The organism is Paenibacillus barengoltzii G22 (assembly GCF_000403375.2).
Taxonomy (GTDB): Bacteria; Bacillota; Bacilli; order Paenibacillales; family Paenibacillaceae; genus Fontibacillus; species Fontibacillus barengoltzii.
Window position 1 is genome coordinate 1,434,547 of the sequence record NZ_KE159652.1, and the last position, 23,928, is coordinate 1,458,474.

General features: G+C 51.4%; 21 protein-coding genes and 1 pseudogene. 14 read left to right on the top strand and 8 right to left on the bottom strand.

The window, feature by feature from the left end; genetic code table 11:
* Positions 1-5 precede the first annotated feature (5 nt).
* Positions 6-2,444, top strand: coding sequence for a DNA topoisomerase IV subunit A (gene parC / locus C812_RS06730; protein WP_016311910.1), 2,439 nt, complete (start codon positions 6-8; stop codon positions 2,442-2,444).
* Between the two features lie 89 nt (positions 2,445-2,533).
* Positions 2,534-2,716 (top strand): annotated as a pseudogene (locus C812_RS06735) (helix-hairpin-helix domain-containing protein); the annotation flags it as partial.
* On the opposite strand, the gene C812_RS06740 reads toward C812_RS06735, so the two are convergent.
* Entirely contained in the window at positions 2,699-3,619 is a 921-nt protein-coding gene (locus C812_RS06740; RefSeq protein ID WP_016311912.1) for a LysR family transcriptional regulator, read from the bottom strand. The pseudogene C812_RS06735 and the gene C812_RS06740 sit on opposite strands and share 18 nt — an antisense overlap.
* 152 nt (positions 3,620-3,771) lie before the next feature.
* Between C812_RS06740 and C812_RS06745 the strand changes: the two genes are divergently transcribed.
* Both C812_RS06745 and C812_RS06750 read left to right on the top strand, forming a co-directional pair.
* Entirely contained in the window at positions 3,772-4,839 is a 1,068-nt protein-coding gene (locus C812_RS06745) for a branched-chain amino acid aminotransferase (RefSeq protein ID WP_016311913.1), read from the top strand.
* A 119-nt stretch (positions 4,840-4,958) separates the two neighbouring features.
* Positions 4,959-5,369 (top strand): MarR family winged helix-turn-helix transcriptional regulator, encoded by a 411-nt coding sequence (locus C812_RS06750; RefSeq protein ID WP_016311914.1) that lies wholly within the window; start codon positions 4,959-4,961, stop codon positions 5,367-5,369.
* 81 nt (positions 5,370-5,450) lie between these two features.
* Here C812_RS06750 and C812_RS06755 read toward each other — a convergent pair whose 3' ends face one another.
* Together C812_RS06755 and C812_RS06760 are read right to left on the bottom strand one after the other, a co-directional pair.
* Entirely contained in the window at positions 5,451-6,221 is a 771-nt protein-coding gene (locus tag C812_RS06755) for an RluA family pseudouridine synthase (RefSeq protein WP_016311915.1), read from the bottom strand.
* Between the two features lie 3 nt (positions 6,222-6,224).
* Complete coding sequence (locus C812_RS06760; protein ID WP_016311916.1) at positions 6,225-7,088, bottom strand: class I SAM-dependent methyltransferase; 864 nt, start codon at positions 7,086-7,088, stop codon at positions 6,225-6,227.
* Between the two features lie 203 nt (positions 7,089-7,291).
* Between C812_RS06760 and C812_RS06765 the strand changes: the two genes are divergently transcribed.
* The gene (locus tag C812_RS06765; RefSeq protein WP_016311917.1) at positions 7,292-9,016 is read left to right on the top strand and encodes an ABC transporter ATP-binding protein; all 1,725 of its coding nucleotides are present in this window, start codon (positions 7,292-7,294) and stop codon (positions 9,014-9,016) included.
* A 57-nt stretch (positions 9,017-9,073) separates the two neighbouring features.
* Here C812_RS06765 and C812_RS06770 read toward each other — a convergent pair whose 3' ends face one another.
* A complete protein-coding gene (locus C812_RS06770) occupies positions 9,074-9,913 on the bottom strand; it encodes a GNAT family N-acetyltransferase (RefSeq protein ID WP_016311918.1) in 840 nt (279 codons plus the stop codon).
* A gap of 146 nt (positions 9,914-10,059) precedes the next feature.
* Between C812_RS06770 and C812_RS06775 the strand changes: the two genes are divergently transcribed.
* Entirely contained in the window at positions 10,060-10,836 is a 777-nt protein-coding gene (locus C812_RS06775) for an ABC transporter ATP-binding protein (RefSeq protein ID WP_016311919.1), read from the top strand.
* Positions 10,837-10,839: 3 nt separating this feature from the next.
* Here the strand turns inward: C812_RS06775 and C812_RS06780 are convergent, their stop codons facing one another.
* The 4 genes from C812_RS06780 to C812_RS06795 are packed head-to-tail and all read right to left on the bottom strand — an operon-like array spanning position 10,840 to position 15,012.
* Entirely contained in the window at positions 10,840-11,967 is a 1,128-nt protein-coding gene (locus C812_RS06780) for a GerAB/ArcD/ProY family transporter (protein WP_016311920.1), read from the bottom strand.
* A 28-nt stretch (positions 11,968-11,995) separates the two neighbouring features.
* On the bottom strand, positions 11,996-12,211 hold the full coding sequence (locus C812_RS06785) for a hypothetical protein (protein ID WP_009225966.1): 216 nt from the start codon (positions 12,209-12,211) through the stop codon (positions 11,996-11,998).
* Positions 12,212-12,223: 12 nt separating this feature from the next.
* Positions 12,224-13,417, bottom strand: coding sequence for a Ger(x)C family spore germination protein (locus C812_RS06790; protein ID WP_016311921.1), 1,194 nt, complete (start codon positions 13,415-13,417; stop codon positions 12,224-12,226).
* Positions 13,414-15,012, bottom strand: coding sequence for a spore germination protein (locus tag C812_RS06795; protein WP_016311922.1), 1,599 nt, complete (start codon positions 15,010-15,012; stop codon positions 13,414-13,416). The genes C812_RS06790 and C812_RS06795 overlap by 4 nt, the downstream gene beginning before the upstream one ends.
* Positions 15,013-15,200: 188 nt before the next feature.
* Between C812_RS06795 and C812_RS06800 the strand changes: the two genes are divergently transcribed.
* The 8 genes from C812_RS06800 to C812_RS06830 all read left to right on the top strand — a co-directional run bounded on the left by C812_RS06800 (position 15,201) and on the right by C812_RS06830 (position 23,892).
* Entirely contained in the window at positions 15,201-16,781 is a 1,581-nt protein-coding gene (locus C812_RS06800; RefSeq protein WP_016311923.1) for a spore germination protein, read from the top strand.
* Positions 16,778-17,884 (top strand): GerAB/ArcD/ProY family transporter, encoded by a 1,107-nt coding sequence (locus C812_RS06805; protein ID WP_016311924.1) that lies wholly within the window; start codon positions 16,778-16,780, stop codon positions 17,882-17,884. Before C812_RS06800 ends, C812_RS06805 begins: the two co-directional genes overlap by 4 nt.
* Positions 17,877-19,049 carry a Ger(x)C family spore germination protein gene (locus C812_RS06810; RefSeq protein WP_016311925.1) on the top strand — a complete coding sequence of 391 codons (1,173 nt, stop codon included), beginning with the start codon at positions 17,877-17,879 and terminating at the stop codon, positions 19,047-19,049. Before C812_RS06805 ends, C812_RS06810 begins: the two co-directional genes overlap by 8 nt.
* 19 nt (positions 19,050-19,068) lie before the next feature.
* Positions 19,069-19,209, top strand: coding sequence for a hypothetical protein (locus C812_RS22510; protein WP_016311926.1), 141 nt, complete (start codon positions 19,069-19,071; stop codon positions 19,207-19,209).
* 165 nt (positions 19,210-19,374) lie between these two features.
* Entirely contained in the window at positions 19,375-20,421 is a 1,047-nt protein-coding gene (locus tag C812_RS06815) for an HD-GYP domain-containing protein (protein WP_016311927.1), read from the top strand.
* Positions 20,422-20,569: 148 nt separating this feature from the next.
* Positions 20,570-21,268, top strand: coding sequence for a response regulator transcription factor (locus C812_RS06820; protein WP_016311928.1), 699 nt, complete (start codon positions 20,570-20,572; stop codon positions 21,266-21,268).
* 3 nt (positions 21,269-21,271) lie between these two features.
* Positions 21,272-22,741, top strand: coding sequence for a sensor histidine kinase (locus tag C812_RS06825; protein ID WP_016311929.1), 1,470 nt, complete (start codon positions 21,272-21,274; stop codon positions 22,739-22,741).
* Positions 22,738-23,892: a hypothetical protein gene (locus C812_RS06830; RefSeq protein WP_016311930.1), complete on the top strand. Its 1,155-nt coding sequence runs from the start codon at positions 22,738-22,740 to the stop codon at positions 23,890-23,892. Before C812_RS06825 ends, C812_RS06830 begins: the two co-directional genes overlap by 4 nt.
* Positions 23,893-23,928 lie beyond the last annotated feature (36 nt).

Below are 23,928 nucleotides of genomic sequence, written 5' to 3' on the forward strand. Positions count from 1 at the left end.
TTGATGTGAGCATGCTGGAAAACTTTTTGCCGGCGTTCTTGGAAGAGGTTGTAGGCGACCGCTTTGGCCGGTATTCCAAATATATTATTCAGGATCGGGCGATCCCTGACATTCGCGACGGGTTGAAGCCGGTCCAACGCCGGATATTGTATGCGATGTACGATTCCGGTAATACCCCGGACAAACCGTACCGGAAATCGGCGAAGACGGTTGGGGACGTTATGGGGAACTACCATCCGCACGGGGACTCTTCGATCTACGAAGGGATGGTACGGATGGCGCAGCCGTGGAAGATGGGCCATGCGCTTATCGACGGTCACGGCAACTGGGGTTCGCAGGACGATGACCCGGCTGCAGCGATGCGGTATACCGAAGCGCGCTTGTCGGCGATCGCGATGGAGCTCTTGCGAGATATTGAGAAACGGACCGTGCCGTTTAAGGACAACTTCGACAATACGGCGAAGGAACCCGTCGTCCTGCCGGCCCGTTTTCCGAACCTGCTGGTCAACGGGGCCAGCGGGATCTCCGCAGGGTTTGCGACGGAAATTCCGCCGCATAACCTGCGCGAGGTGATTGATGCCTGCATCGCCTTGATGGAGAAGCCGGAAATGACGCTAGAGGAAATTCGGCTGTTCGTGAAAGGACCGGATTTTCCGACGGGCGGCATTATTATGGGCGAGGAAGGCATTCGGGAAGCTTATGAGACCGGGAAAGGCCGGATTTATTTGCGCTCCAAGACAGAAATCGAGACGCTACGCGGCGGCAAGCAGCAGATTGTTATCACCGAGATTCCTTATCAGGTGGTGAAGTCGCGCTTGGTAACGGCAATGGAAAACATCCGTCTGGAGAAAAAGGTGGACGGCATTGCCGAAGTGCGGGATGAAAGCGGCCGGAACGGACTGCGTATCGTTGTCGAGTTGAAGAAGGATGCGGATGCTCAGGGGATTTTGGCCTATTTGCTGAAAAAAACCGACCTGCAAGTCACCTACAACTTTAACATGGTGGCGATCGTTAACAAGGCGCCGCGTCAGCTGGGGCTCAAAGCGATGCTCGAAGCTTACATTGCTCACCAGCGCGAGGTTGTGACCTACCGGACGCAATATGAGCTGGAGAAGCTGGAGGACCGTGCTCACGTTTTGGAGGGCTTGGTCAAGGCGCTTAACATTTTGGATGAGGTCATCGCAGCGATCAAAGCCTCCAAGAACCGTCAAGATGCGCAAAACAACCTGCAATGGATGTTCGGCTTCACCGAACGGCAGGCCGATGCGATCTTGACTCTGCAGCTGTATCGTTTAACCAATCTGGAGATTACGACGCTGCAGAAAGAGCTGGAGGACATCCAGAAGAAAATCACCGTGTTGCGCGGCATCTTGGAAAGCGATAAGAAGCTGATCGCACTGATCAAGAAAGAGCTGCTCGAGATCCGCGACAAATACGGAATTGATCGCCGTTCGCACATTCAGGACGAGGTTGAGGAGCTGAAGGTCAACCTTGAAGTGCTGGTGGCCCAAGAGGATGTACTGGTTACGATTTCCCATGAGGGGTACATCAAACGTACCAGCATGTTGTCGTTTACGCGATCCGGCGGGGAGCGCGATGGCTCCGGGGTCAAAGAAGGCGACTACATGAAGTATCTGCTGGAGGTAGATACTTTGCAGAACCTGCTGATCTTTACGCAGCGGGGTCAATACTTCCTCTTGCCGGTGCACCAGATACCAGAGTTCAAATGGAAGGATAACGGAACGGCGATCGTCAACGTTATCCCGCTGGCCAAGGAAGATCGCATTGTCAGCGTGATTCCGGTGAAGAGCTTCGACGAGAATCCAGAGCTCAGTCTGGTCTTCGTGACGAAGAACGGTCAAGTGAAGCGAACCGAGCTGAAAGAATACGAAACGAAGCGTTCCGGTGCGGTGGCCGCCTGCAAGGTTGGCGACGGCGATGAAGTGCTGAGCGTCACGGTCAGCCGGAACAACCAGGAAATTCTGCTATTAACGAAGCAGGGAATGGCGATCCGGTTCGCCGAAGATGAAGTGAACCCGATGGGACGGGTATCCGCAGGGGTACGCGGGATCAACCTGAAGGATGACGATGAGGTTGTTGCCGCGCTCTGGGTCGAAGGCGAGGAAGGCGAAGTCCTTGTCGTATCCGACTTGGCTTACGCGAAGCGCAGCCTGCTGCTGGACTATCCGGTACAAAGCCGGGGCGGCAAAGGTGTCCAGACGTTTGAATTTAAGGAAGGAAAACGCGTCAAACCAAACGGCAGCCGCTTAGTTGGCGGTATTCATTGCAAGGAGCCGGTGTTGTTACAGGCCGTCACGAAGGAAGGGCAAATGCACACCTTCAGCTCGGAAGATGCTCCAATCGCGGACCGGAAGTCCATAGGGAAAGCGATGATGTCCGTAGACAAAAACGACGAGATCGTGGATCTCTTCGTCAAAGAATAAGCGATCAACTCCGGGGAAGGGCTTGAAACTTTCCCGGAGTTTTTTTAAGCAATCCGTAGTGAAGGGGGGGATGGAGAATGGCGGAAGCGCATTTCCTGTCGCGGTTATCCGCGCCGGCTAGACGAGCCTTGGAAGCAAATGGCGTAACGACTTTGGAGAAGTTGGCCGAGCTGAGTGAGCAAGAGGTGCTGCGATTTCATGGCATGGGCCCCGCTTCCTTGCCTAAGCTGAGAGAGGCTTTGCGTGCGCAAGGATTAACGTTTCGGAGCTAAAATCGAGCCTTGAACTGCTCCCTCGTGATCCTCGGTAAGATGATCGATGAATGCTTGGAGCGTAGGATCCATAAACGTACTTCTGCGATAGACTAACCCGACGTTTTTGTGCGGAACGGGCTGTGCCAACGGGACAACGGTGATTCCGCCGCGGCGGTTCGTGCTAGTTAACGTCCGGGCATAAGAGCCGGGGAGAACCGTACCTCCGACGTGGTGGATGACCATCTGGACCTGGGATTCCATCGTCGACAGCTCCATGACTGGCCGGATCTCAATGCCCTGATCAGCGCATGCCGTATCCAGCAGTTGCCGCACGTAAAACTTCGGCGGAAAGAGCACCAGCGGCAGCTGTGCAACCTGCTCCAGCGTCACTTCCGGCAGCTCCGCATAAGCATGCTGGCTGGAGACAACCAGCACCAGCGCCTCGTCGAACAGCGGTCGGCTGACGATTTGCTCATCCTGGAGCGGCAGAAACACGACGCCGAGATCCAGCTGGTTGGCGAGCAGTCCGGCTCTGGTCTCTTCGGTGGCGAGCTCAAGCACCGTCAGCTCAATTCCGGGGTACTGACGGTGGAAAGAGATCAGCTTGTCTTCCAGCAGGTGGTTGCCGGAGCATCCGATGCGGAGCTGCCCGCGCTGTACGCCGGTAATCTGGCCGATTTCCAATTTTGCCTGCTCTACCTCATAAACCACCCGGCGGGCGTGCTCCAACAGGATTGCTCCTGCTTGGGTCAGGTAGTTTTTTTTACCAATCCGTTGAATGAGGGCCGTCCCCAGCTCTTGCTCCAGCAAGCGAATTTGGTGGCTGAGCGTGGGCTGCGTAATCCCCAGTCTTTCCGCAGCTTTGGTGAAGTGCAAATCCTCCCCGACCGCGATGAAATATTCCAATAAACGATGCTCCATAGCGGATCATTCTCCTTAATACATAGATGTTGTCAATGATTATAATTGAAACGATGTTATTGATCAATGAAGAAAGAATCGGTATAGTGAAAGACAGAGTAATTATTGCTTCGTTAGTTCGTGAATCCGATAAAGGGAAAGAGGAAATGAATATGGGAAATTGGTCCATCACATTAACGACGGCTAAAAAAGCGAAGCCGGCTGCCGATCAGCTGGGCTTTGGCAAATATTTTACCGATCATATGCTGCTTATGGATTATACGGCAGATCAAGGCTGGCACGATCCGCGAATCGTGCCGTATGGACCGATTTCGCTGGATCCATCGGCGATGGTGTTCCACTACGGGCAAGAAGTGTTTGAGGGTATGAAGGCTTACCGGACACCGCAGGGAGAGCTCGTATTGTTCCGACCAGATATGAACTTACGCCGGTTGAATCATTCATGCGAACGTCTTGGGATTCCTCAGGTGGATCCGGAGGAAGTGCTGGAAGGTATTTGCCGCCTGCTCGCTTTAGAGGAAGAGTGGATGCCGGAAGGCGAAGGCAATTCTTTATATATCCGACCGTTTATTATTGCCACTGAAGCAGGTCTTGGGGTGCGGGCCGCAGAGGAGTATCGGTTGATCGTCATTTTATCGCCGGTTGGGGCTTATTATCGCGAAGGCATCCATCCGGTGCGCATTTATGTGGAGGATCGGTACGTTCGGGCGGTTCGCGGCGGTACCGGTGAAGCGAAAACCTCGGGGAACTATGCCGCAGGCATCAAAGCCCAGGAAGATGTCAAATCGCTGGGCTTCTCCCAGGTGTTATGGCTTGACGGAATCGAGAAGAAGTATATCGAAGAAGTGGGCAGCATGAACGTGTTCTTCAAGATTGCCGGGGAAGTGGTCACTCCCGAACTGAACGGCAGTATTCTGGCTGGTGTCACGCGGGACTCGGTCATTCATCTTCTTCGGGAGTGGGGAGTTCCCGTTAAGGAACGCCGGATCTCGATTGAAGAGCTGTTCGAGGCCCATAAGGAAGGGAAACTTGAAGAAGCGTTTGGCACCGGAACGGCGGCGGTCATCTCTCCGATCGGCAGCATGACGTGGGAAGGTCATGACATGGAGATTGCTGGAGGCCAAACCGGAGCATTGTCGGCAAAACTGTACGAGACATTGACCGGAATCCAACGCGGAGAGCGGGAGGATTCCTTCGGATGGCGGTATTCCGTCCGTTAAAAACAACGGGATGGTGCCCCTTTGCCGTAAACCCTTGGATAATTGCTTCAAGGCAGCAGGAATTTGCGAAGGAAGCAGCGAATTATCCAAATGGTGATGTAAGGCAAGGAGGGATAAGATTGCATACCGCTGAATTTGCCAGATTGCTTGATCTCATCGTGAAGGATTATCAGACCCACATGGAGGAGGAGCTGGCTCCCACACTAACGACGTCGCAGTTGACCGTTCTGGAGCTGCTGGAGCAGCAGGGCAATCTGAAGCCGTCCGATTTGATTCCGTTTCTTTCCACGACGCCGGCTGCAGTAACGATGCTTCTGGACCGTATGGAGCGGGGCGAACTGATTCGCCGCGACCGGGATGAGAACGATCGCCGCAACGTGTGGGTATCAATTACGGATAAAGGACAATCCGAAGTTCGCCGGGGGATCGAAGTTCGCAACGCCTACTTAAGCGGCGTGTTGAATCGCATCTCAAGCCATAATCAACAACTGCTCGTATTTCTGTTGGGCAAAATTTCGGGAACGAAATAAGGAACTTGCCTACGAGGGAGTCTAATGAATAGGCGGGACGTCAAGGAGCTGATTTGTCAGCTTTAGACGTCCCGCCTTTTTTCACATCTCGATTCCGTTCCCCCCAGCCTGCAGCAACGCTGCAAGGCGGGTATACGTTTCTTCCTTCCACAGGTCCCACGGATACGCACGCGGCGGGAGGGAGATCAGATCGATCGGCTCCTTCGTCACCGGGTGCGGAAACCCAACGTACAACGACCAAAGGGCGATTTGTTGGCCTGGTTTATTCCGCCCTGCGCCATATTTCTGATCGCCATACAGAGGGCAACCGATGTGGCTCAGTTGCACTCGGATCTGGTGCGGCCGGCCGGTATGCAGCTCCACCTGCACAAGGCTCAGCTGCTCCGATGCAGAAGTGCCAAGCACCCGGTAATCGAGCCGCGCCTCTTTGCCGCCGGGCGTCCCCGCTGGAACGACAGACACTGTATTGGTGCGTTCGTCTTTAAGCAGCGTATCCGCCAAACGCCCTTGCCGCTGCGGCGGCGTTCCGTGTACGACAGCGACATATGTTTTGCTGAATCGGCGGCTTCGCACCATCTCCGCTAACCGTGAAGCGGCTTTGGAAGTCTTGGCGAAGATCATGGCACCTCCGACCGGACGATCCAGCCGATGCACAAGTCCGAGATACACGTTACCGGGCTTGCTATACCGCTCCTTGATGTCCGCCTTCAGCAAATTCAGCAGATCGGGGTCTCCGCTGGCATCCTCCTGGGTAGGGATGTTCACCGGCTTCTCAATGCCGAGCAGATGGTTGTCTTCATATAGGATCGCCATCGCCGGCTGTCCCGAGGTCCGCTTGACTTCAGAAGTCATCGCTTATTCCTCCCAGCGTCCGAGAATGCCGCAAGGAAGATGAAGCCCTGAGCGGGTGATCGGCAGGCCCAGTTCACCGGCCGAGATCCGTCCCCCGTAACGCTTCTTGACGGTCATCGTCAGAATGTTGTTCAGAACGGTAGGCGAAATGCCGGTCGTATACGAGTTAATAAGGAAGAAGAGCGGCTTGTCCGACAGGATCGACAAGCAAGACTCTACAAACGGGTAGAGGCTCGTCTCCAGCTTCCACATCTCACCGCCCGGACCACGCCCGTAGGACGGGGGGTCCATGATAATCGCGTCATAACGGTTGCCGCGCCGTTGCTCCCGCTGTACGAACTTGAACACGTCATCTGTAATGAAGCGTACATGGCGGTCAGCCAAACCCGACAGCGCCAGGTTCTCCTTGGCCCATTGGACCATCCCTTTCGCTGCGTCGACGTGAACAACCGAAGCGCCAGCCGAAGCTGCGGCCACGGTGGCCCCGCCAGTATAAGCAAACAGGTTCAGCACCTGAATCGGCCGACCCGCGCCGGCGATCTTGTCCATCATCCACCTCCAGTTGGCGGCTTGCTCCGGAAACAATCCGGTATGTTTGAAATTGGTGGGGCGGATATAAAATTTCAACCGGTCATAGGAAATCGTCCAACGGTCGGGGATCTGCTTCTTCATCTCCCATTGTCCGCCGCCGGAGGAGCTGCGATGGTAATGCCCGTGCACATCGCGCCAACTGCGATCTTCATTGGCGATCGGCCAGATGATCTGCGGATCGGGGCGCCGCAAAATGACGTCCCCCCAGCGCTCCAGCTTTTCTCCGTTTCCGGTGTCCATGACTTCATAATCCTGCCAATCATTTGCTACATACATGTGTTGATCCTTCCTTCCGCCGCCTTATGCGGCTCGCCCGTTCGGGCATGTCCTTAAGTTCTGTAGATTCGGTAGTTATTGTACCTTATTTTTCTATCGACATGCTACCTTCCTGGTGAAAACGATCTTCAATTCATTCCGCGGATGTGGTAGTCTTTTAATAAAATGCTAAGTTTTAGAGGATCAAGGAGAGAGCATTGGAAATGTTACGTCGTTTTTTTTCATATTACCGGCCTTATAAACATTTGTTTATTCTGGATTTCACTTGTGCGGTGGTGGCGGGTCTGCTGGAGATCGGGTTCCCGGTCGCCGTTAACCAGTTCGTGGACAAGCTGCTGCCGGGTCGCGACTGGGCGCTGATCATTTGGGCTTCGGCTGCGCTGCTGGGCGTATATCTCTTGAATACGGCGTTGAACTACATCGTCACGTACTGGGGCCATATGCTGGGGGTTAACATCGAAACGACCATGCGCAGAAAGATGTTTGATCATCTGCAAAAGCTGTCCTTCCGCTTCTATGATAACCATCAGACCGGACAACTGATGTCGCGGATCTCCAACGATCTTGACGATATCGGAGAGCTGGCGCACCACGGACCGGAGGACGTCTTTATCGCCGGTATGACCCTGATCGGCTCGTTCCTGCTGATGCTGTCGATTAACTGGAAGCTGGCGGTACTGACCTTCCTTGTTGTGCCGGTGCTGGTTTGGGCGGCGCTATATTTCAATGGCAAAATGTCTAATACCTATCGTGGCTTGTTTACCGCACTCGCGGATTTCAATTCCCGTGTAGAGGAGAATATCGGCGGGATTCGCGTCGTTCAGGCGTTTGCTAACGAAAAGCACGAACAAAAGCTGTTTGAGGAAAATAACAAGGCCTATCGCGCTATGAAGCTGTTGGCTTACAAAATCATGGCCGGCAGCTTGTCCATCAACTACATGCTAATGCGGCTTGTTTCGTTGTTCGTCATGGTTTGCGGGACTTGGTTTGTCATTCAAGGGGAGTTGACTTACGGGGAGTTCGTTGGTTTCTTGTTACTGGCGAACGTGTTTATACGGCCGATTGAGAAAATCAATGCGATCATCGAAATCTATCCGAAGGGGATTGCCGGATTCAAGCGTTATCTGGAAATTATGGATACCGAGCCGGACATAGCCGATGCCCCGGATGCGATCGAGGTTGGAACGCTGAAGGGAGACATTCATTTCGATCGGGTTTCTTTCGGTTATGAAGGGGCGTCTCCCGTGTTGGAGGACGTCAGCTTGAAGATTCGAGCCGGGGAAACCGTCGCCTTCGTAGGGCCGTCAGGTGCCGGCAAAACTACGCTATGCAGCTTGCTGCCGCGCTTCTATGATGTGGATGGCGGACGGATCACCATCGACGGGATGGATATTCGCGATCTAACTCTGTCCTCATTGCGGCGCAATATAGGGATTGTACAGCAGGACGTTTATCTCTTCTCGGGGACGATTCGTGAGAACATCGCTTACGGCAAGTTGGAGGCAACGGAAGAGGAGATTTGGGAGGCAGCGCGGCGGGCGCAGCTCGAGGATTTCATTCGCTCGCAACCGGAAGGATTGGAGACGGTGATTGGTGAACGCGGTGTCAAGCTGTCCGGCGGGCAAAAGCAACGGCTGGCGATCGCAAGAATGTTCCTGAAAAATCCGCCGATCCTGATTTTGGACGAAGCGACATCCGCCCTGGATACCGAAACGGAGCAGGCGATCCAGCAATCGCTGGCCGAGCTGTCCGTGGGAAGAACCACACTCGTGATCGCTCACCGGCTGGCCACGATCAAGAACGCTGACCGTATCGTTGTAGTAACGGAAGAGGGGATTACCGAGCAGGGACGCCATCAGGAGCTGATGGCCGCCGGAGGCCATTACAGCCGGCTGCATCAGGCCCAGTTTGGACATTTGAATGCTTAAATGAACGAAGACCGCAGGAGCTCTTCCGTAGAGCCTGCGGTCTGATTCGTTTTAGAATCAACGCAAATAAGCATAGTAGTCCTGGGATCGACAAACCCGAAACCCCGTCTGTTCATAAAGTTTCTTGGCTTGGGGGTTGTTGAGTGCGACTTCCAGCCAGATTTCAAAGCCTTTGGCACGTTCGCGTTCAACTACCTGACGCAAAGCAGTACTACCGATGCCTTGCCCCCTCCGGGATGAAGTAACAACAAAGCCGTAGATCCAAGCCTCCTGATCACGACGGGACACCCGAATTTTCCCAACGGCTTCGCCTTCATGCACGATGAGCTCGTTCTGACGAACTTCTTCCTCCGTTAACTTCTCGTAGTACAACCGGGTTTCCTCCGGATGGAGATCAAATCCCTCCTGATCGAGGCGAGCGAGCAGCGGCCGTTCCGCGTCCTCCGCGGATCGAAGCGTGATCTGAGTCGTTCTGGACGGAGCATTCGCGCAAGCCACTTTAGGGGAGTGTTTCATTTGAAATTCGCTGAATTCATAGCGGCAAGGATAGGTGGCAAGGAAATGCTTGGCCGAGTCGGAGTTCCCAGGTGCATTCAAAAGGATCTTCGGATACGAACCCACTGTAGCTAGGTTTAAACCACGCCGCAGCAGGGAGGTGAAAATACCCTGTCTGCGGTAATTCGGGTGAACCATGCCGCAGACCTCCAGCGTGCTTCCGAACGGATACAAGCCTAAAAAAGCGACCAGTTGCCCGTCGCGGAACTCGATCAAATCTGCGGCACTCTCTTCCTTGCGGGAGTGTAAGGTGTCCCAATTTAACTTCAAAGCAATTCCATCATGCTGCTCTACGTGTTGTTGGAGGGCTTCCACGTCAGCCCATGTCCATGTTAGATTCATGCCAGCTCACTTCCCTTCATTCGTATTCTAGCGGATCGGAAGGAAATTGGCACGTGAAATCGTGGGCATCCGCGCTTGACATATCTCAAGTACGGGGGTAGCTTGAAAGTACTGCAAATCTACTTATTTTTTCGGAGGTACTAGGAATGAATATCATCGAAATGGAACAAGTGACTTGGTTCCGGGATGGGAAAGCCGTATTAAACGGCATCGATTGGACGGTCCGCGAGGGAGAACATTGGGCGATGCTAGGCTTAAACGGTTCAGGCAAAACGACGTTGCTCAACATGATCAGCGGCTATCTCTGGCCGACATCTGGCCATATCAGCGTACTGGGGAACCGGTTTGGCGAAGTAGATTTGCGGGAGCTGCGCAAAACGATTGGTTGGGTTAGTTCTTCGATGCAGGCCAGACTGCACGGGGGGCAAAAAGCCGAAGATCTCGTGGTAAGCGGCAAGTTTGCCTCCATCGGACTTTACGAGAAGCCAACGTCAGAGGATTACGACCGGGCTGCAGCCTTAATGAACCGGCTCCACTGCAGCCATTTACATGGACGGACTTACCAGACCTGTTCCCAAGGTGAACAGCAAAAGCTGTTGATTGCTCGGGCGTTGATGGCTTCTCCCCAGCTGCTCATCCTGGACGAGGCAACGAACGGTCTGGATTTCATTTCCCGGGAAGGATTGCTGGACAGCATCGCACAGCTGGCCGCCGAACCGAACACGCCGCATATGCTGTATGTAACGCACCATACCGAGGAAATTTTGCCGATTTTCACGCATACGTTGCTGCTCCGGCGGGGAGAAGTCTACGCGCAAGGGAAAACGTCGGATGTCCTGAACGAAACCGGGTTATCCGATTTCTTTGAAACGCCGGTGGCTTTGCGATGGAATCAGGAACGAGCTTGGCTGTCGACGAAATAAGCCTTAACCCGTCGGGGTACTCCCGGCGGGTTTTGCTGTTTTGGAGCCGGAGGCTTTTTTGCGTATTGCAGCCACTAACCAATAGAAGCTGGGGATGAGAAATTCGGCGAAAAAGAACATCGGCGCCCCTTCCCAGGACAGGAAAGAAATAATTTCCGGGGGGGTTCTGGCAATCGACATGGCGTAAATGGATACAAAGGCGACAACCGGCAGCGTGAACGGTTTATGATCTTTCACGCCGGTCAATTGGGCAATGCATAAGACCGCGGTGAATACCACAAACGCAATTTTGACAAAGATGCTGGTCAGCCACAAAATAATTAAGATCGGATCCATCGTTTCGATAAATGAGCCAACGCGAATGAAACGAACCAGTTCCATGTCAGGGTAAACCAGATTGGCTCCCAGGTTCGGTCCAAACGTCAGCAGGATCGGAATGAGATGCAACACGATCAGCAGCAGCGAAGTGATTGTAGCCCAGAAGAGGGTACGAAACACCTTTTTTGGCTTCTCTAGATAAGGGAAAAGTAAAAACAAGAATGCCATCTCACCAAATATTGCCATAGTATCCAGGATTGAGGAAGCCATATCCTTTATCGAGAGATGGTTTACCAAGGCAGAGAACATATCTAATTCCATCTCCTGAAATCCGATAAACGGAATGAGGAAGAAGGCGACCGAAAAAATGAGAAAAAAACCTTCGGCCGTTCGGAAGATGCCCAGAACCCCGCAGCGAACAGCATAGGTAACACATACTCCATAGATAGCGATCACCGCCCACCCTGGCGTACCAATCAAATATTCCGATAACAAGAAATCAGCAAGCTCCCTTAAATTGAGAGCAGCTAGAAAAAGATGGAGTATCACGATGTAAATTACGAAAATGATATGGAGGGGGCGGCCCACCACTTTGCCCCCGAACTCTACAAAAAACTCGTTGGGGCGAGAGGAAGCGAGCTTATAGGCTGGGTAGCAAAACAGCAGCCCCAGCAAAGCGCCCACCACAACGGCAATCGGCGTAGAATACTTGCTGCCTCCTAGTAACATTCCTGCATAAAAAGCAACGACGGTGGTGAAGGTTTGTAAGCTGAAAAGCATAAAGATTTGATTGGTTGTTATGTTCTTGAGCATTCATTCCGCCTCCTAAAGTCCGATCGTGTCAAAACGATCCGCCCAGCATCGACTTGCGTAAATATTCCATCATCATGATGAAATTCCATTGATCCTTCAGTTTAAATGTGACTTCTGAGATGACAAAAAAACAGATGGAGACGAGTAGAACCGTCATCCGTTTTTTTAGCTGAACGCCCTCTTTTTTCTGTATCATCCAGTCTGCCAGCATGATGAGCACATACAGGATGCCGATATAGACCACATTGATCCCTCGCTATCTATTGGTTTCTTGGACTACAGAACGAAACACACCGCCCGTACGGTTTAATTTAATCTTTACGTCAACCTCAATCGGGAGTTCCTTGGCGTAGTAATTCTTCCATTGATCTCGCATGGTGTGCCAAATTTTTGGATGACTCCAATCCAGATACTGGCTCATGAGGAAGGCATCAGAACGGGCTTTTCGAGTCTTGTTCAGCACGTGGATAAACTGCTCTTCCACGTCCTTACTCAGGAGTTTCTCCAATTCACGGAGAACTTGCGGGTCCTTCAAATCGATGCGAGACAGTGAGGCTTCGATATAAGCTTTTGCACTGCTATCGACTTTGAACGAGACCTGATCTCCCTGTACTCTCGGCTTAATGCTCGTCTTAATTCTCTCGATGTGAAAGCTAATCTCCTTCCCATCGGCGGGAGATGGGAGGGTGAGCGTAGTATTTTTCAGCTGGGAGCTGATCCACAGTGCGGTTCGCTGCTCGAGAGGGGTGAGTTCGATCTTTGCCATTTTACCGCCGCTGAAGATCGCTGCTCCTCCGGAGCCCATCCAACGGTTCGTTTTTGGATTCTCCTTTGCAATTTCTGGAAGCTCTCCGAAGGACAGCAGCGGAATCAGAATATCCCCTCCTTGGTATAGCGCCAGCTTGTAATCCTTGACAGTAGTGTCCAACACATAGTGATTGTTGACGTATTTCCGCAGGATGTCGCTGAGAATCCGTTCGAATACCATCGGTGCCTTCGTGATTTCTTTAACGTCACCCGGGGTTACGAACAAGCTGGCACTCAGCCGGAAGGAGGGCTGACGGAAGACAAATTCAACAACTTCGTCCAAGCCATGCTCCGCCTCTCTTCGGCCTACCACAACGATGCGGGTTTGACCAAAAGTGATGTTCCGAGGCACGTCAATTTGAAGTAGATTTAAAGCCTGACTTAGGTTTTCTGCTCGTCTAGTTATAAAGCTAAACGGATCCCCTTGGTGTTGCCCCGTCCCGCCGGCTTCCCCGGGAATCATCCGGTTCGGGAGCGGAATGCCTACGGTCAATTCCACCTGCCCGTCCTCCGTCCGATCGATGAGTACCGTGTTCACAAACGCACGGTTGTTAAGCTCCTGAGCGGACCAGCATCCGCCAACGCCAATGAAGAGCAAGATAATCAATGTTGCTGTTGCGATAGCGCGGTGGATTCTCGTCACTCGAAATCACCTTTCTTCTCTTTTACCCAACTGCGAGGATTTGAGTTTTGTCGGTTTTCGTTGTTCGAGAGTTGCATCGGTCGTTTGTGCATCTTCCACCAAGGAACCCGAATGAACGTATCTCCCAAATCCTTGCCCATGAGCGGAGCAATCGGGGATAAATAGGGAAGTCCAAAAGATTCCAAATTGACCAAATGGATGTAAATCAGGATTAACCCGCAGGTGACGCCGTACAACCCAAACATGGAGGCTAGGATCATAATCGGAAAACGGAGCAATCGAAACGCCAAGCCTAAATCGAAATGGGGGATGATAAACGAAGCGATCCCCGTTATGGAGACGATGATCACCATGGCCGCTGAGACGATCCCAGCTTGAACTGCAGCTGTGCCGATGATCAAGGCGCCGATAATGGATACGGCTTGCCCGACCGATTTTGGAATTCGAATGGAAGCTTCACGAAGCGCTTCAAACGCAAGTTCCATCGCAAAGGCTTCCCATAGTGCCGGAAAGGGGACGATCTCCCGTGAAGCAGCGATCGTAATCAGCAGCTGGGAAGGGATCATTTCCGGATGAAACGTGGTGACTGCGATATAAATGGACGGCAGAGTTAAAGAAGCAACTACGAAAAAATAACGAATCCAGCGAATCCAGTTCGCTGCGACATAACGCTGATAGTAATCCTCCGCCGATTGCAGCAGCATCGGCAAGGTCACCGGAGCGAGCAATGCGATCGGTGAACCATCTACAATGATGGCGATTCTTCCTTCCAAAATCGCTGCGACGACGACGTCAGGTCGTTCTGTGTACTGAAGTTGCGGAAAAGGCGTGTAAGGGTTGTCCTCGATGATTTCTTCCACGTAGGCGGAACCCAGAATTCCGTCCATATCGATATTGGACATGCGACGCTGCACTTCTTTCAGCAATTCCGGCTTACATATGTTCTCCATATAAGCCAGCACAATACTGGTTCGAGTTTCCCGACCTTTATTGACCGTCGGGGTTTTCAGATGTGGACTTTTAATCCGGCGGCGAATCATGGTCAAATTCTTCTCCAAGTCCTCGATGAAGGCTTCTCTAGACCCGCGGATGACAGATTCGTTGGGAGCTTCATCAATACTGCGCGTCGGGTAAGCGGAAATGGAGAACGTCAACATCCGCTTATCCCCGTCGATCATCAGCAAAGCTTCGGCGTTCAGGATGGCTTGAATCGCTTGATTTAAGTCATCGATCACGGTAGCTTGAGATACACTTAACGCTTTATCCTCGAATAGGAACTGATAAATATCTTTCTCCTGCAGTAACGAGGCTTCTCGTTGTAAGCTGCGTACGATAAATTGCTGGACCGTTTCCTGTGCAATCATCCCGCGAACATAGACGAGAGCACAGGGTTGGCCCGAACTGATCGTAAATTCACGATAGATGATATCTGAACTATCCTTAAGCTCTTGCTTCATCCAATCTAACCGAACTTGTAAGCTTTGACCGTCAGCGAGGGATGAAGCATCCGTACGGCTTGGGGGGAGTGTCGGTGTTTTGCCTGACTTTCCCCCGAGGGAGTGTTTTCGACGCTGCAGCTTTCTTATGATGGGCATGGAGCTACCTCCTTCCTTAGCCGACTATTCCCAGTTAAGATGCGCCGTTGACAGGAGAAATATACTAATTTTTTGGCAAATCCGGAGTGAAGACCAACATCAATCGAAACGAGATTATTTTTGAAGCAAGTTGGTAATAAAGGGTAACGATATCATCAACAAGAATAGTCCAGTGGGGAAGGGTTCTCATGCCAAGAATAATGTTCCGAAATACGCACAAAAAGCGCAGTCCAATCCGAAACAGCGGGGAATCGCAAAGTAACACTTCGGCTGACGACTGCATCACACGGAGCGTTCATGCGTCGGTTGCGAGCATCGTTCGTCTCTTGAATGCTCCTGATGATTTAGTGACCCGGTTTATCTGCGGTGCTGAAGGGACTCCTCCATGCGCCATCGTGTGTATTGCCGGTCTAGCGGATTTGAAAATGATTAACGATCATATCGTTACATCCATACAGCAGGCGTATTCCGCCATTAACTGTTCTGAGCCCATCACCGGACAAGAATTGTACCGGCGGTTGGACAAGCAATTTCTATCGGTTCAAAAATATAAAACAACGCGATCCCTTGACGAGATTCTCGTATCTTTGTTGTCTGGGGATACCGCGTTACTTATTGATGATCTGGATCAGGTTCTCCTGATTGGCAGTAAGAAATGGACAGGACGGAGCGTGGAGGAGCCCGAAACGGAAGCTCTAGTCCGCGGGCCGCGTGAAGGTTTTAACGAGAGCATTGAGACGAATGTTATCCTGCTTCGGCGGACGATCCGGGATCCGAAACTTCGATTCGATCCCTACCGCATTGGGGAACGTGGGAAGAAAGAGCTCATTATCGCTTATATCGATAGCATTGTGCATCCTGCGCTTGTCCAAGAGGTAAAACGAAGAGTCGAGTCGATCGATATTGACGATGCGCCGGAAAGCGGGATGATCGAGCAGCTCATCCAAGACAGCTTCTTGACACCGTTCCCTCTGATCCTGCATACGGAACGTCCGGATAAGGCTGCTTCAGCGATTCTACAAGGTAAAGTTGTGATATTACTGGAAGGTACGCCATTTGCGTTAATTATGCCAACGACATTCGAAACTCTAATGCAGTCACCGGAAGATTATTATGAGCGCTGGCTGATTGGATCTTTAATTCGGATCTTGAGATATACGGCGGTATTTGTATCGTTGACATTTCCATCGTTATACATCGCTCTAGTGTCCTTTCACCAAGGGTTGATTCCCTCCAAGCTGGCCTTTTCGATTGCGGCAGCTAGGGAAGGCGTGCCATTCCCAGCCGTCATCGAAGCTTTTCTCATGGAATTGACGTTGGAGCTGCTCCGGGAAGCCGGGATCCGCCTGCCCAAGCCGGTCGGGCAAACGATCGGGATCGTAGGCGGCTTAGTGATCGGCGAGGCGGCGGTGCAGGCGGGGATTGTAAGTCCAATCATGGTCATTGTCGTATCGGTGACGGCCATCTCCTCCTTTGCGATCCCTGCCTACAGCGCAGGAATTGCTTTCCGGATCTTGCGGTTTATTATCATGATAGCTGCATCCATGTTTGGACTTTACGGGATTATCCTAATTCACATCATGATCTGCATTCACCTATCGAGACTGAACAGCTTTGGGATTCCTTATTTAACACCATTAGCTCCCAGCTACTATCGCGACTGGCGGGATATGTTCATTCGAGCCCCATTAATGATGCTGTCGAAGCGACCTCAATATATGGCAACCAAAGACGATTCCAAGATGGGAAGTAGGGAGGGCGGTACATGAAGTCCTTCAAGTACGGGGATCAAGAAATAGACAGTTATGAAGTGTTCGCCTCCGTTGCGAATATGGTGCTTGGTTTCGGCGTGCTTAGCTTGCCACGCTCCATCATACAGAAGACAAATTCGGTCGACGGTTGGATATCGATCCTCATTGGCGGTGTAGGCGCCATTTTCTTTACGTGGATTGTCGCCAAGCTCATCTCTCAATTTCCAAAGCGGAATTTGTATGATATCGGCAGATCCGTCATTGGTAGGCCGCTGGCCTTCCTGATCACGCTCATGTTTGCCGTATATATGTTAGCCGTTGTTGCTTTTGAAACCCGGGGGGTAGCAAGCATTTCCCGCTTATACTTGTTCGATCGGACTCCGATCGAGATCGTCTGCCTGGTCTTTCTCCTAGTGCTTATCTATGGCGTATCCGGCCCCAGTGTGGCCTTGTTCCGGTTAAATACGTTGTTATTACCGATCGTGATCATGCTGATCTTCGTCCTATTATTGATGAATATCAGCCATTTTGATATCCATAACCTGATGCCGTTTTTTGTGACCGACTGGCGGGAGTTGCTGATAACTTCCAAGGAGTCAGCCTTCTCATTTCTTGGGTTTGAGATTTTATTGTTCTACAATATGATTCTCACAAAGCCGAAGCAAGCCGTTAAAGCTTCAACGCTGGGAGTGCTGGTTTCGCTTGTGCTCTATTTGCTTGTGTTTTTTTTCAGCGTGGGCGTCTTTGGTCCCGAGGTGACCGCCAGCACGCTGTATCCCACGGAGGAGTTGGCCAAGCAGGTTGAGGCTCCCGGTGGTTTTTTTGAACGGTTTGAGTCGATCTTTTTCTCGGTTTGGGTGCTTACCCTGTATAATTCGGCGGTGATGGCCTTGGATGTGTCTCTGTCTGCGATTGAAGCTGTTTTTTCAAAAGTCAAGCGCACGGCGTTGGCGATAGGGGTAGGACCCATTCTTTATCTCGCGATGATGCAGCCGCAAAATATCAATGAAATTCAGCTGTTTGGCGATTGGATTAGTTACGCCGGCATCGGGATGGGAATGATTGTTCCGACCCTTCTGTTATTGTTGTCGATGCTGCGGGGGGTGAAGGGGCGTGCGTAGGGTCCGCTGGATTTGGTTTATCGCGCTGATCCTAGCCATAGGGATGACCGGGTGCTGGGATCGGGTCGAAATTGAAGATCGCGGGTTTGTCGTAGGGGCTGGAATCGACCTTGCTGACGAGGAAGAAGCAGAGGAGGGTCAATATATTCTAACCTACCAATTTGTAATTCCAGGAGGGTTGCAGGCAAGAGAAGGCGATAGTAACAATGGGAGTTCATCCAAAAAAGCATACTTTAACCTATCCTCTGCAGCGAATACGATGTTTGGGGCAACCCGGAAGCTGTCCTATCAAACGAGCCGCAGTCCCTATTTGCAACATTTACGCATGATCCTGATTTCCCGGAAGCTGTCCGAAAGCGGCGAGCTTGCCTCTGTATTGGATGTATTCCTTCGAGACCATGAAATGCGTCGAGCGACTAAAATTATGGTGACGGAGGGAGAAGCGCGTGAAGTGCTGGAGACAAATCCGAAAAACGAGAAGCTGCCGGTGATGTTTTTTGAATCCACGTCGCTAAATCCAACGAAGAGCTCCAGTATATTTCCGCCAACGAACATCGGAGATGTCCAAGCTTATATCTTGTCAAAAAGCAGCTTTGCCCTGCCGATCATTCGTAAACATGGGAATGAGGTCTCTGTTTCCGGGGCAGCTCTCTTCGATAATGCACAGAGGTTGAAGGGGTTTCTAAATGAAGAGGAGACTTCAGGATTAAACATCCTGCGCGGAACCGCTAAGGACGGGGTTATAGAGGTGCGTGTGAATGATGAGTACATCGCTTATGAGATCAAAGGCTTACGGCAGACTATCCAAGCGGATGTGTCCGATCCCGAGCATATCCGGTTTACCATCCATCTGGAGTTGGAGGGAAACGTTGGTGAGACCCAGGAGCGATTGGATCTGCTTTCCCCTCATCAGCTTGCGGAACTCGAGGAGAAAACCGAGCAAGAAGTAATCCGCATCACCAATGGAACATTAACGAAGCTGCAGCAGGAATTTAGAGTGGATGTTCTTGATTTAGGAGACGAGCTGAATCGCAGGCATCATGCGCTTTGGCAGAGCATCAAGGACGATTGGGAGCAGGGCGAACGTTATTTTTCCCGATGCGATATCGAAGTAAAAGTCCGCGCCAAGATTCGCATCGTAGGTTCAACGTTGGAAACCAAATAAGGAAGGAGGAGAATAGCTCATGTGGAATATCGTGCGAGATCGGCTTCCTACCACGATGACCTGGGTCTGTGCAGTATTGTCGGCGGTGATTCCTTGGATTGTCTATTCCATCAATCAGGCGCTGCATCATTACGGGGATCCACCATGGAAGAGGAAGTGAATATCCGGGGCTTTTGACCTGCATCCCAATGAATAAAGCAGCAATAACCACCCTTCCAAAACACGCCTTTAGGACTATTTAGGGCGGAGTAGGTTTACGCGATATTTATATGTAAAGGTAGATTTTAGGCGGTGTACGCGCAGAGTAAGAAGGGGGGGGGGTTATATGAGAACTCATGTCATGGAGCTTCAGGAAGGGGATCGTCTGAGAACCGATGTGTTTAACCGAGCCGGGTTGCACATTCTTCCGAAGGGGACAAGCATTCATGCGGAGGAAATCGCCCTGCTGATTCGGCAGAGTATCGATTATGTCGATATCGAATTACGCGAAGGGGAAGTTACCCTGAACTCTAGCAAGAATTCAAGCTTTATCCAGCATTTGCGCGATAACTTTTATTTTACAGTGAAGGGGTATCAAACGTTATTTTTAGAGGCGCTGACGACCGGGAAGTTTAATCAATCCATGGTTGAGCAGCATTTGGTGCCTATGCTTGAGGTCCTGGATCGAAATAAGGATGTTGTGTCACTCCTGATCGCCTTCACGGAAGAGGATGTTAATATTTATAACCACTCATTGCAGGTGGGTCTGTTATCCTATTATATTGCCACTTGGTTGGGACACCCGCCAAATGAATGTTATGAAATTAGCAAGGCGGGGTATCTGCACGATATCGGGAAGAGTCAGGTGCGGCAATCCCTTCGCAACCGCGAGCATGAATTAACGGGGGAAGAACGGGAGGAAATGAATCGTCATACCTCCTACGGTTATGACATTATCCGCCGATCGACAGGGGAAGAAGTGACGGCTCTCGTCGCACTTCAGCATCATGAACGGGAAGACGGCTCCGGTTATCCGGCTGGCTTGCGCAAAGAGAAAATTCATCCTTATGCCGAAATCGTTGCGGTAGCGAATGAATACATAGCGATGACGTCTCCAGACGCATCAGGTTCGCGGCAGGATATCTTGACGGTGCTGCGAAACATTTATAATCTCGGCTTCGGCAAGCTGAATGAGAAGGCGGTTCAAGCGTTGACGGCCAATCTTCTGCCGAATTTCATCGGGAAGAAAGTGAAACTAAGCAACGGTGAAACGGCGACGATTGTTTGGAACAACCCTACTGATATTTTCAAACCGTTGGTGCAAATCGACGAGTGGCAGTTCCGGGATTTGTCGAGAGAACGAAATATCGATTTAGTGCATGTGTTTATGTAAAATTACATAAATCCAGTGGAAGCAACCCGCACTCCATCGAAGGAGCAAGGGTTGTTTTTTATTTAGTTGAGACCCCTTGTACGCCAAACTTTTCTGAGCGTCGTCAGACGGGTACAATAGGTGTCGAGGAAGTAAAATGGAGGCGCTTATGGAGAAGACGAGAATCCTAATCATCGACGACGAAGCGGCTATTGCCGATTTGTTGGCTTACGGGTTGTCTAAGGAAGGGTTTGACACCCGCACCGCCGGAAGCGGAGCCGAAGGGCTGGAGCTGATGAAGACGTTCCAGCCGGATCTTTTGTTGCTGGACTGGATGCTGCCGGACCAAAGTGGTCTGGACATTTGCAAGAAAGTAACGGCTGTTTACAACCTTCCAATTCTGATGATTACGGCAAAATCCGATATTACTGATAAAATTCTGGGTCTGGAATTTGGGGCGGACGACTACATTACGAAGCCGTTTGATTTGCGAGAGGTGGTCGCCCGAATCCGTACGATCCTTCGGCGGGTTCAGCCTGCCGCCGGCGGGCTTGAAACTTCTCCGCAGGAAGAGCGGATTCGCTTCAAGAACATTGAGGTCATCGAAAGCGAAAGGCTCGTACGCAAGGACGGAGAGCCTGTAGATTTAACCCCAAAGGAATTTGATCTGCTGCTGCGTCTGTATCATCACCGGGGCAAAATCTATACGCGTTCGGAGCTGCTGGATCTCGTGTGGGGGTATGACTTTCCTGGCGATACGCGCACCGTTGACACGCATATCCAGCGATTGCGCAAAAAGCTCGACGCGAGCGACCTGATCACAACCGTGTTTGGTGTCGGGTATAAATTCGAGAAACAGGTGGACTAGGCGATGGTTCGCACGATTCGAGGGAAGTTTCTTGTCGGCTTTTTTCTCATCTTTGCCCTGTCCTTTCTATTGCTGAATCAAACGGTAGACCACCTCATTCAGAGGAACAACCAGAGCATCATCACGGACGACTTGATTGGTCTGAAGAAAAACAGCAACATCTATGTTCGGCAGGCGTTCTTAATCAATCACTTCACGAACGACGATCTCTATTTCGGGCAAATGGCTGAAGAGATCGTCAGTGACCTGAAACGGGCGACCTCCAGCGAGGTCAGCGCCTATACGGTGGACGGGGTGCTGCTTCATGCCTCATCCAATGAGGCGTTTGCCGGTGCAACTGATGAGGATTTAAAGCAAGCGCTCGAGGGCAAAACCGCCTACACGATCACCTATAAACAAGGGACGGCCGCCGTGCATTACTCCTACCCGGTGATCATTGATGGAAGTCATGTGGGAATCTTGCGGTTTGCCAAGGACTTCTCTTTGCTGTACGAGCAGAGCGATACCATTCTGAAGACCATCACGTATTTGGCTTTTGGCATATTGGCTGTAGCTTTCTTATTTTCTTATTTGTTGTCCCGTAATCTGACGATTCCCCTGGTCAAGCTCAGCAATGCCTCGAGCGAAGTGATGAAGGGGAATCTGGACGTGCGCATTGACGTCAAACCGACGCGGCGGGATGAAATTGGTCGACTGGCCGCGAACTTTAACGAGATGATCGGACAGATCAAGCAGCAAATTGCTCGCATCGAACGAGACCGCGACCGCCTGGAGCGTTTAAATCGGCAGCGGAAAACCTTCTTCGACAATGTGACCCATGAGCTGAAGACGCCGCTGACTTCCATTCTTGGATATGCAGAAATCATCCGCCAGCAAGGGGAGTCGGATCGGGCTTTTTTTGAGAAAGGCATGAACCATGTCGTTCAAGAAAGTGAGCGATTGCATGGGATGGTACTGAGATTGTTGGAATTATCGCGGGAAACGGCAGGCAGCGAAGAGTTCAAACAGGTGGACACGGGACAACTGTTGCGCGATACGTGCGAGGCATTGGCCTTTAAAGCCAAGCGCTACCATAAATCGATACACAGCGAGATCGAGGAAGGGCTTCACGTCTACGGACAGGAAGACCGCATCCGGCAGATCTTCATCAATTTGCTGGACAACGCGATTAAATACAGCAAACCGTATTCGGAGATTGAAGTTCAAGCCAAGCGGGCAGGGGAGCAGGTTCGTTATCGATTTGCCAACCTGGGGGAGACAATTCCACCGGAACAATTAAACGAAATCTTCGAGCCGTATTATGTCCCTGAGCGGCATGGTGCGAAGGAGACGGGGAGCGTTGGTTTGGGACTGGGCATCGTGAAATCGATCGTGGATGATCATGGAGGGACTGTTCGGATGACGAGCGAAAACGAATTGACCACGGTTGTGGTGGAGCTGCCATTCATGAAGTCGGAAGGAGAGTTGGCATGAAACTGCGAATATGGATGATCGCTGTATCGTTGTTGATCGCGGTCACTCTACTGCCCGGCTGTGCTGGCAGCCCCCAGACCCAGATGATCATTATCCCGGATGCGGAGGAAAGTCAACATGCAGACGAGCCTACGGGGCCCTTCAAGGTAGAGAAAATCTATCGAATTCCTCTCGCTGCCAAAGGCGGACTATTGGGGTGGTTTGGTACCGATTCTTTGCTGGGGGTTTATAACGGAACCAACGGATCGCAAATTCTCGAGGAAATCAAGCCCCCATATGCGGATTTGCAGAAGGTTCGCGCATTGGGGGCCAAGCAGTACGTTTTCGATCTATCTCCGGACGGCAAGCGAATTACCGCCATTGAGGAGAAGGGAAGCCATTATGAGCTTCAGCTGCTGTCTTTGACCGGAGAAGCAGATCTCAAGCTAAAAACCATAGACACTTCTGAGCTCACGACGAAACAGTTTACTTGGTCGGACAACAGTCGGTATCTCGCCTTCACTAATTATGTATCGGAACCTGAAGTGACAGGTCAATCTGAGATCGTGGTCTATGACATGCAAAATAGGACTTCGGAAATTTACAAGATTCCGTTTCTGAAGGAAGGGCAGACGGAACTGTACAACTCAGTCCATGTCTCCGATGACGGGAACAACGCATTTCTTCTTGTCCAACGGATCGATGAAACGAGGCTGGTAGCCGGAAAGTTGAAGGACGGGGAATTCGTCGCTCAATATGAACATGCGTTAAGCCGGTATGGCCAAGCCGCATGGCTCAATGACAATCAAGTAGCCTTCCTGAGTCAGGACGGGACGTTGTATGCATACGATTTGCGGAATGAGGCAGTGGCTGTGCTACTGGATTATGCCCTTACCTTCGAGCTGTCCAGAGACCGTCATACCATCGCCTATAGTAAGGAAGATGGTACCTTGCTTGCTGGTAGAGTACAGGGCAACAATATAATCAATGCGAGTCCAATATATCAGGGGGTGCTGCCCTACCAGATGTCCTGGAGCGAGGATAATCGAAGATTGTTGATCTTTGGCGGGAGAAGTCTGATTCGCAGTTCACAGGGGCCTGCCGTCGTGCCAAGCGCGGAATACTCCGTTCAGGAATCTGACTGGCTGCCCTTCATTATCGAATTGAAATAACGTCTTAGCTTAAACAGGAGCGTGAGTTTGAAACGC

Excerpts from the sequence above, each read along its gene's own strand:
- C812_RS06795 (WP_016311922.1), bottom strand. The coding sequence starts at position 15,012 with ATGCCCATCATAAGAAAGCTGCAGCGTCGAAAACACTCCCTCGGGGGA.
- C812_RS06825 (WP_016311929.1), top strand. The coding sequence starts at position 21,272 with ATGGTTCGCACGATTCGAGGGAAGTTTCTTGTCGGCTTTTTTCTCATC.
- C812_RS06800 (WP_016311923.1), top strand. The coding sequence starts at position 15,201 with ATGCCAAGAATAATGTTCCGAAATACGCACAAAAAGCGCAGTCCAATC.
- C812_RS06830 (WP_016311930.1), top strand. The coding sequence starts at position 22,738 with ATGAAACTGCGAATATGGATGATCGCTGTATCGTTGTTGATCGCGGTC.
- C812_RS06820 (WP_016311928.1), top strand. The coding sequence starts at position 20,570 with ATGGAGAAGACGAGAATCCTAATCATCGACGACGAAGCGGCTATTGCC.
- C812_RS06765 (WP_016311917.1), top strand. The coding sequence starts at position 7,292 with ATGTTACGTCGTTTTTTTTCATATTACCGGCCTTATAAACATTTGTTT.
- C812_RS06770 (WP_016311918.1), bottom strand. The coding sequence starts at position 9,913 with ATGAATCTAACATGGACATGGGCTGACGTGGAAGCCCTCCAACAACAC.
- C812_RS06775 (WP_016311919.1), top strand. The coding sequence starts at position 10,060 with ATGAATATCATCGAAATGGAACAAGTGACTTGGTTCCGGGATGGGAAA.
- C812_RS06815 (WP_016311927.1), top strand. The coding sequence starts at position 19,375 with ATGAGAACTCATGTCATGGAGCTTCAGGAAGGGGATCGTCTGAGAACC.
- C812_RS06805 (WP_016311924.1), top strand. The coding sequence starts at position 16,778 with ATGAAGTCCTTCAAGTACGGGGATCAAGAAATAGACAGTTATGAAGTG.
- C812_RS06745 (WP_016311913.1), top strand. The coding sequence starts at position 3,772 with ATGGGAAATTGGTCCATCACATTAACGACGGCTAAAAAAGCGAAGCCG.
- C812_RS06760 (WP_016311916.1), bottom strand. The coding sequence starts at position 7,088 with ATGTATGTAGCAAATGATTGGCAGGATTATGAAGTCATGGACACCGGA.
- C812_RS06755 (WP_016311915.1), bottom strand. The coding sequence starts at position 6,221 with ATGACTTCTGAAGTCAAGCGGACCTCGGGACAGCCGGCGATGGCGATC.
- C812_RS22510 (WP_016311926.1), top strand. The coding sequence starts at position 19,069 with ATGTGGAATATCGTGCGAGATCGGCTTCCTACCACGATGACCTGGGTC.
- C812_RS06740 (WP_016311912.1), bottom strand. The coding sequence starts at position 3,619 with ATGGAGCATCGTTTATTGGAATATTTCATCGCGGTCGGGGAGGATTTG.
- C812_RS06780 (WP_016311920.1), bottom strand. The coding sequence starts at position 11,967 with ATGCTCAAGAACATAACAACCAATCAAATCTTTATGCTTTTCAGCTTA.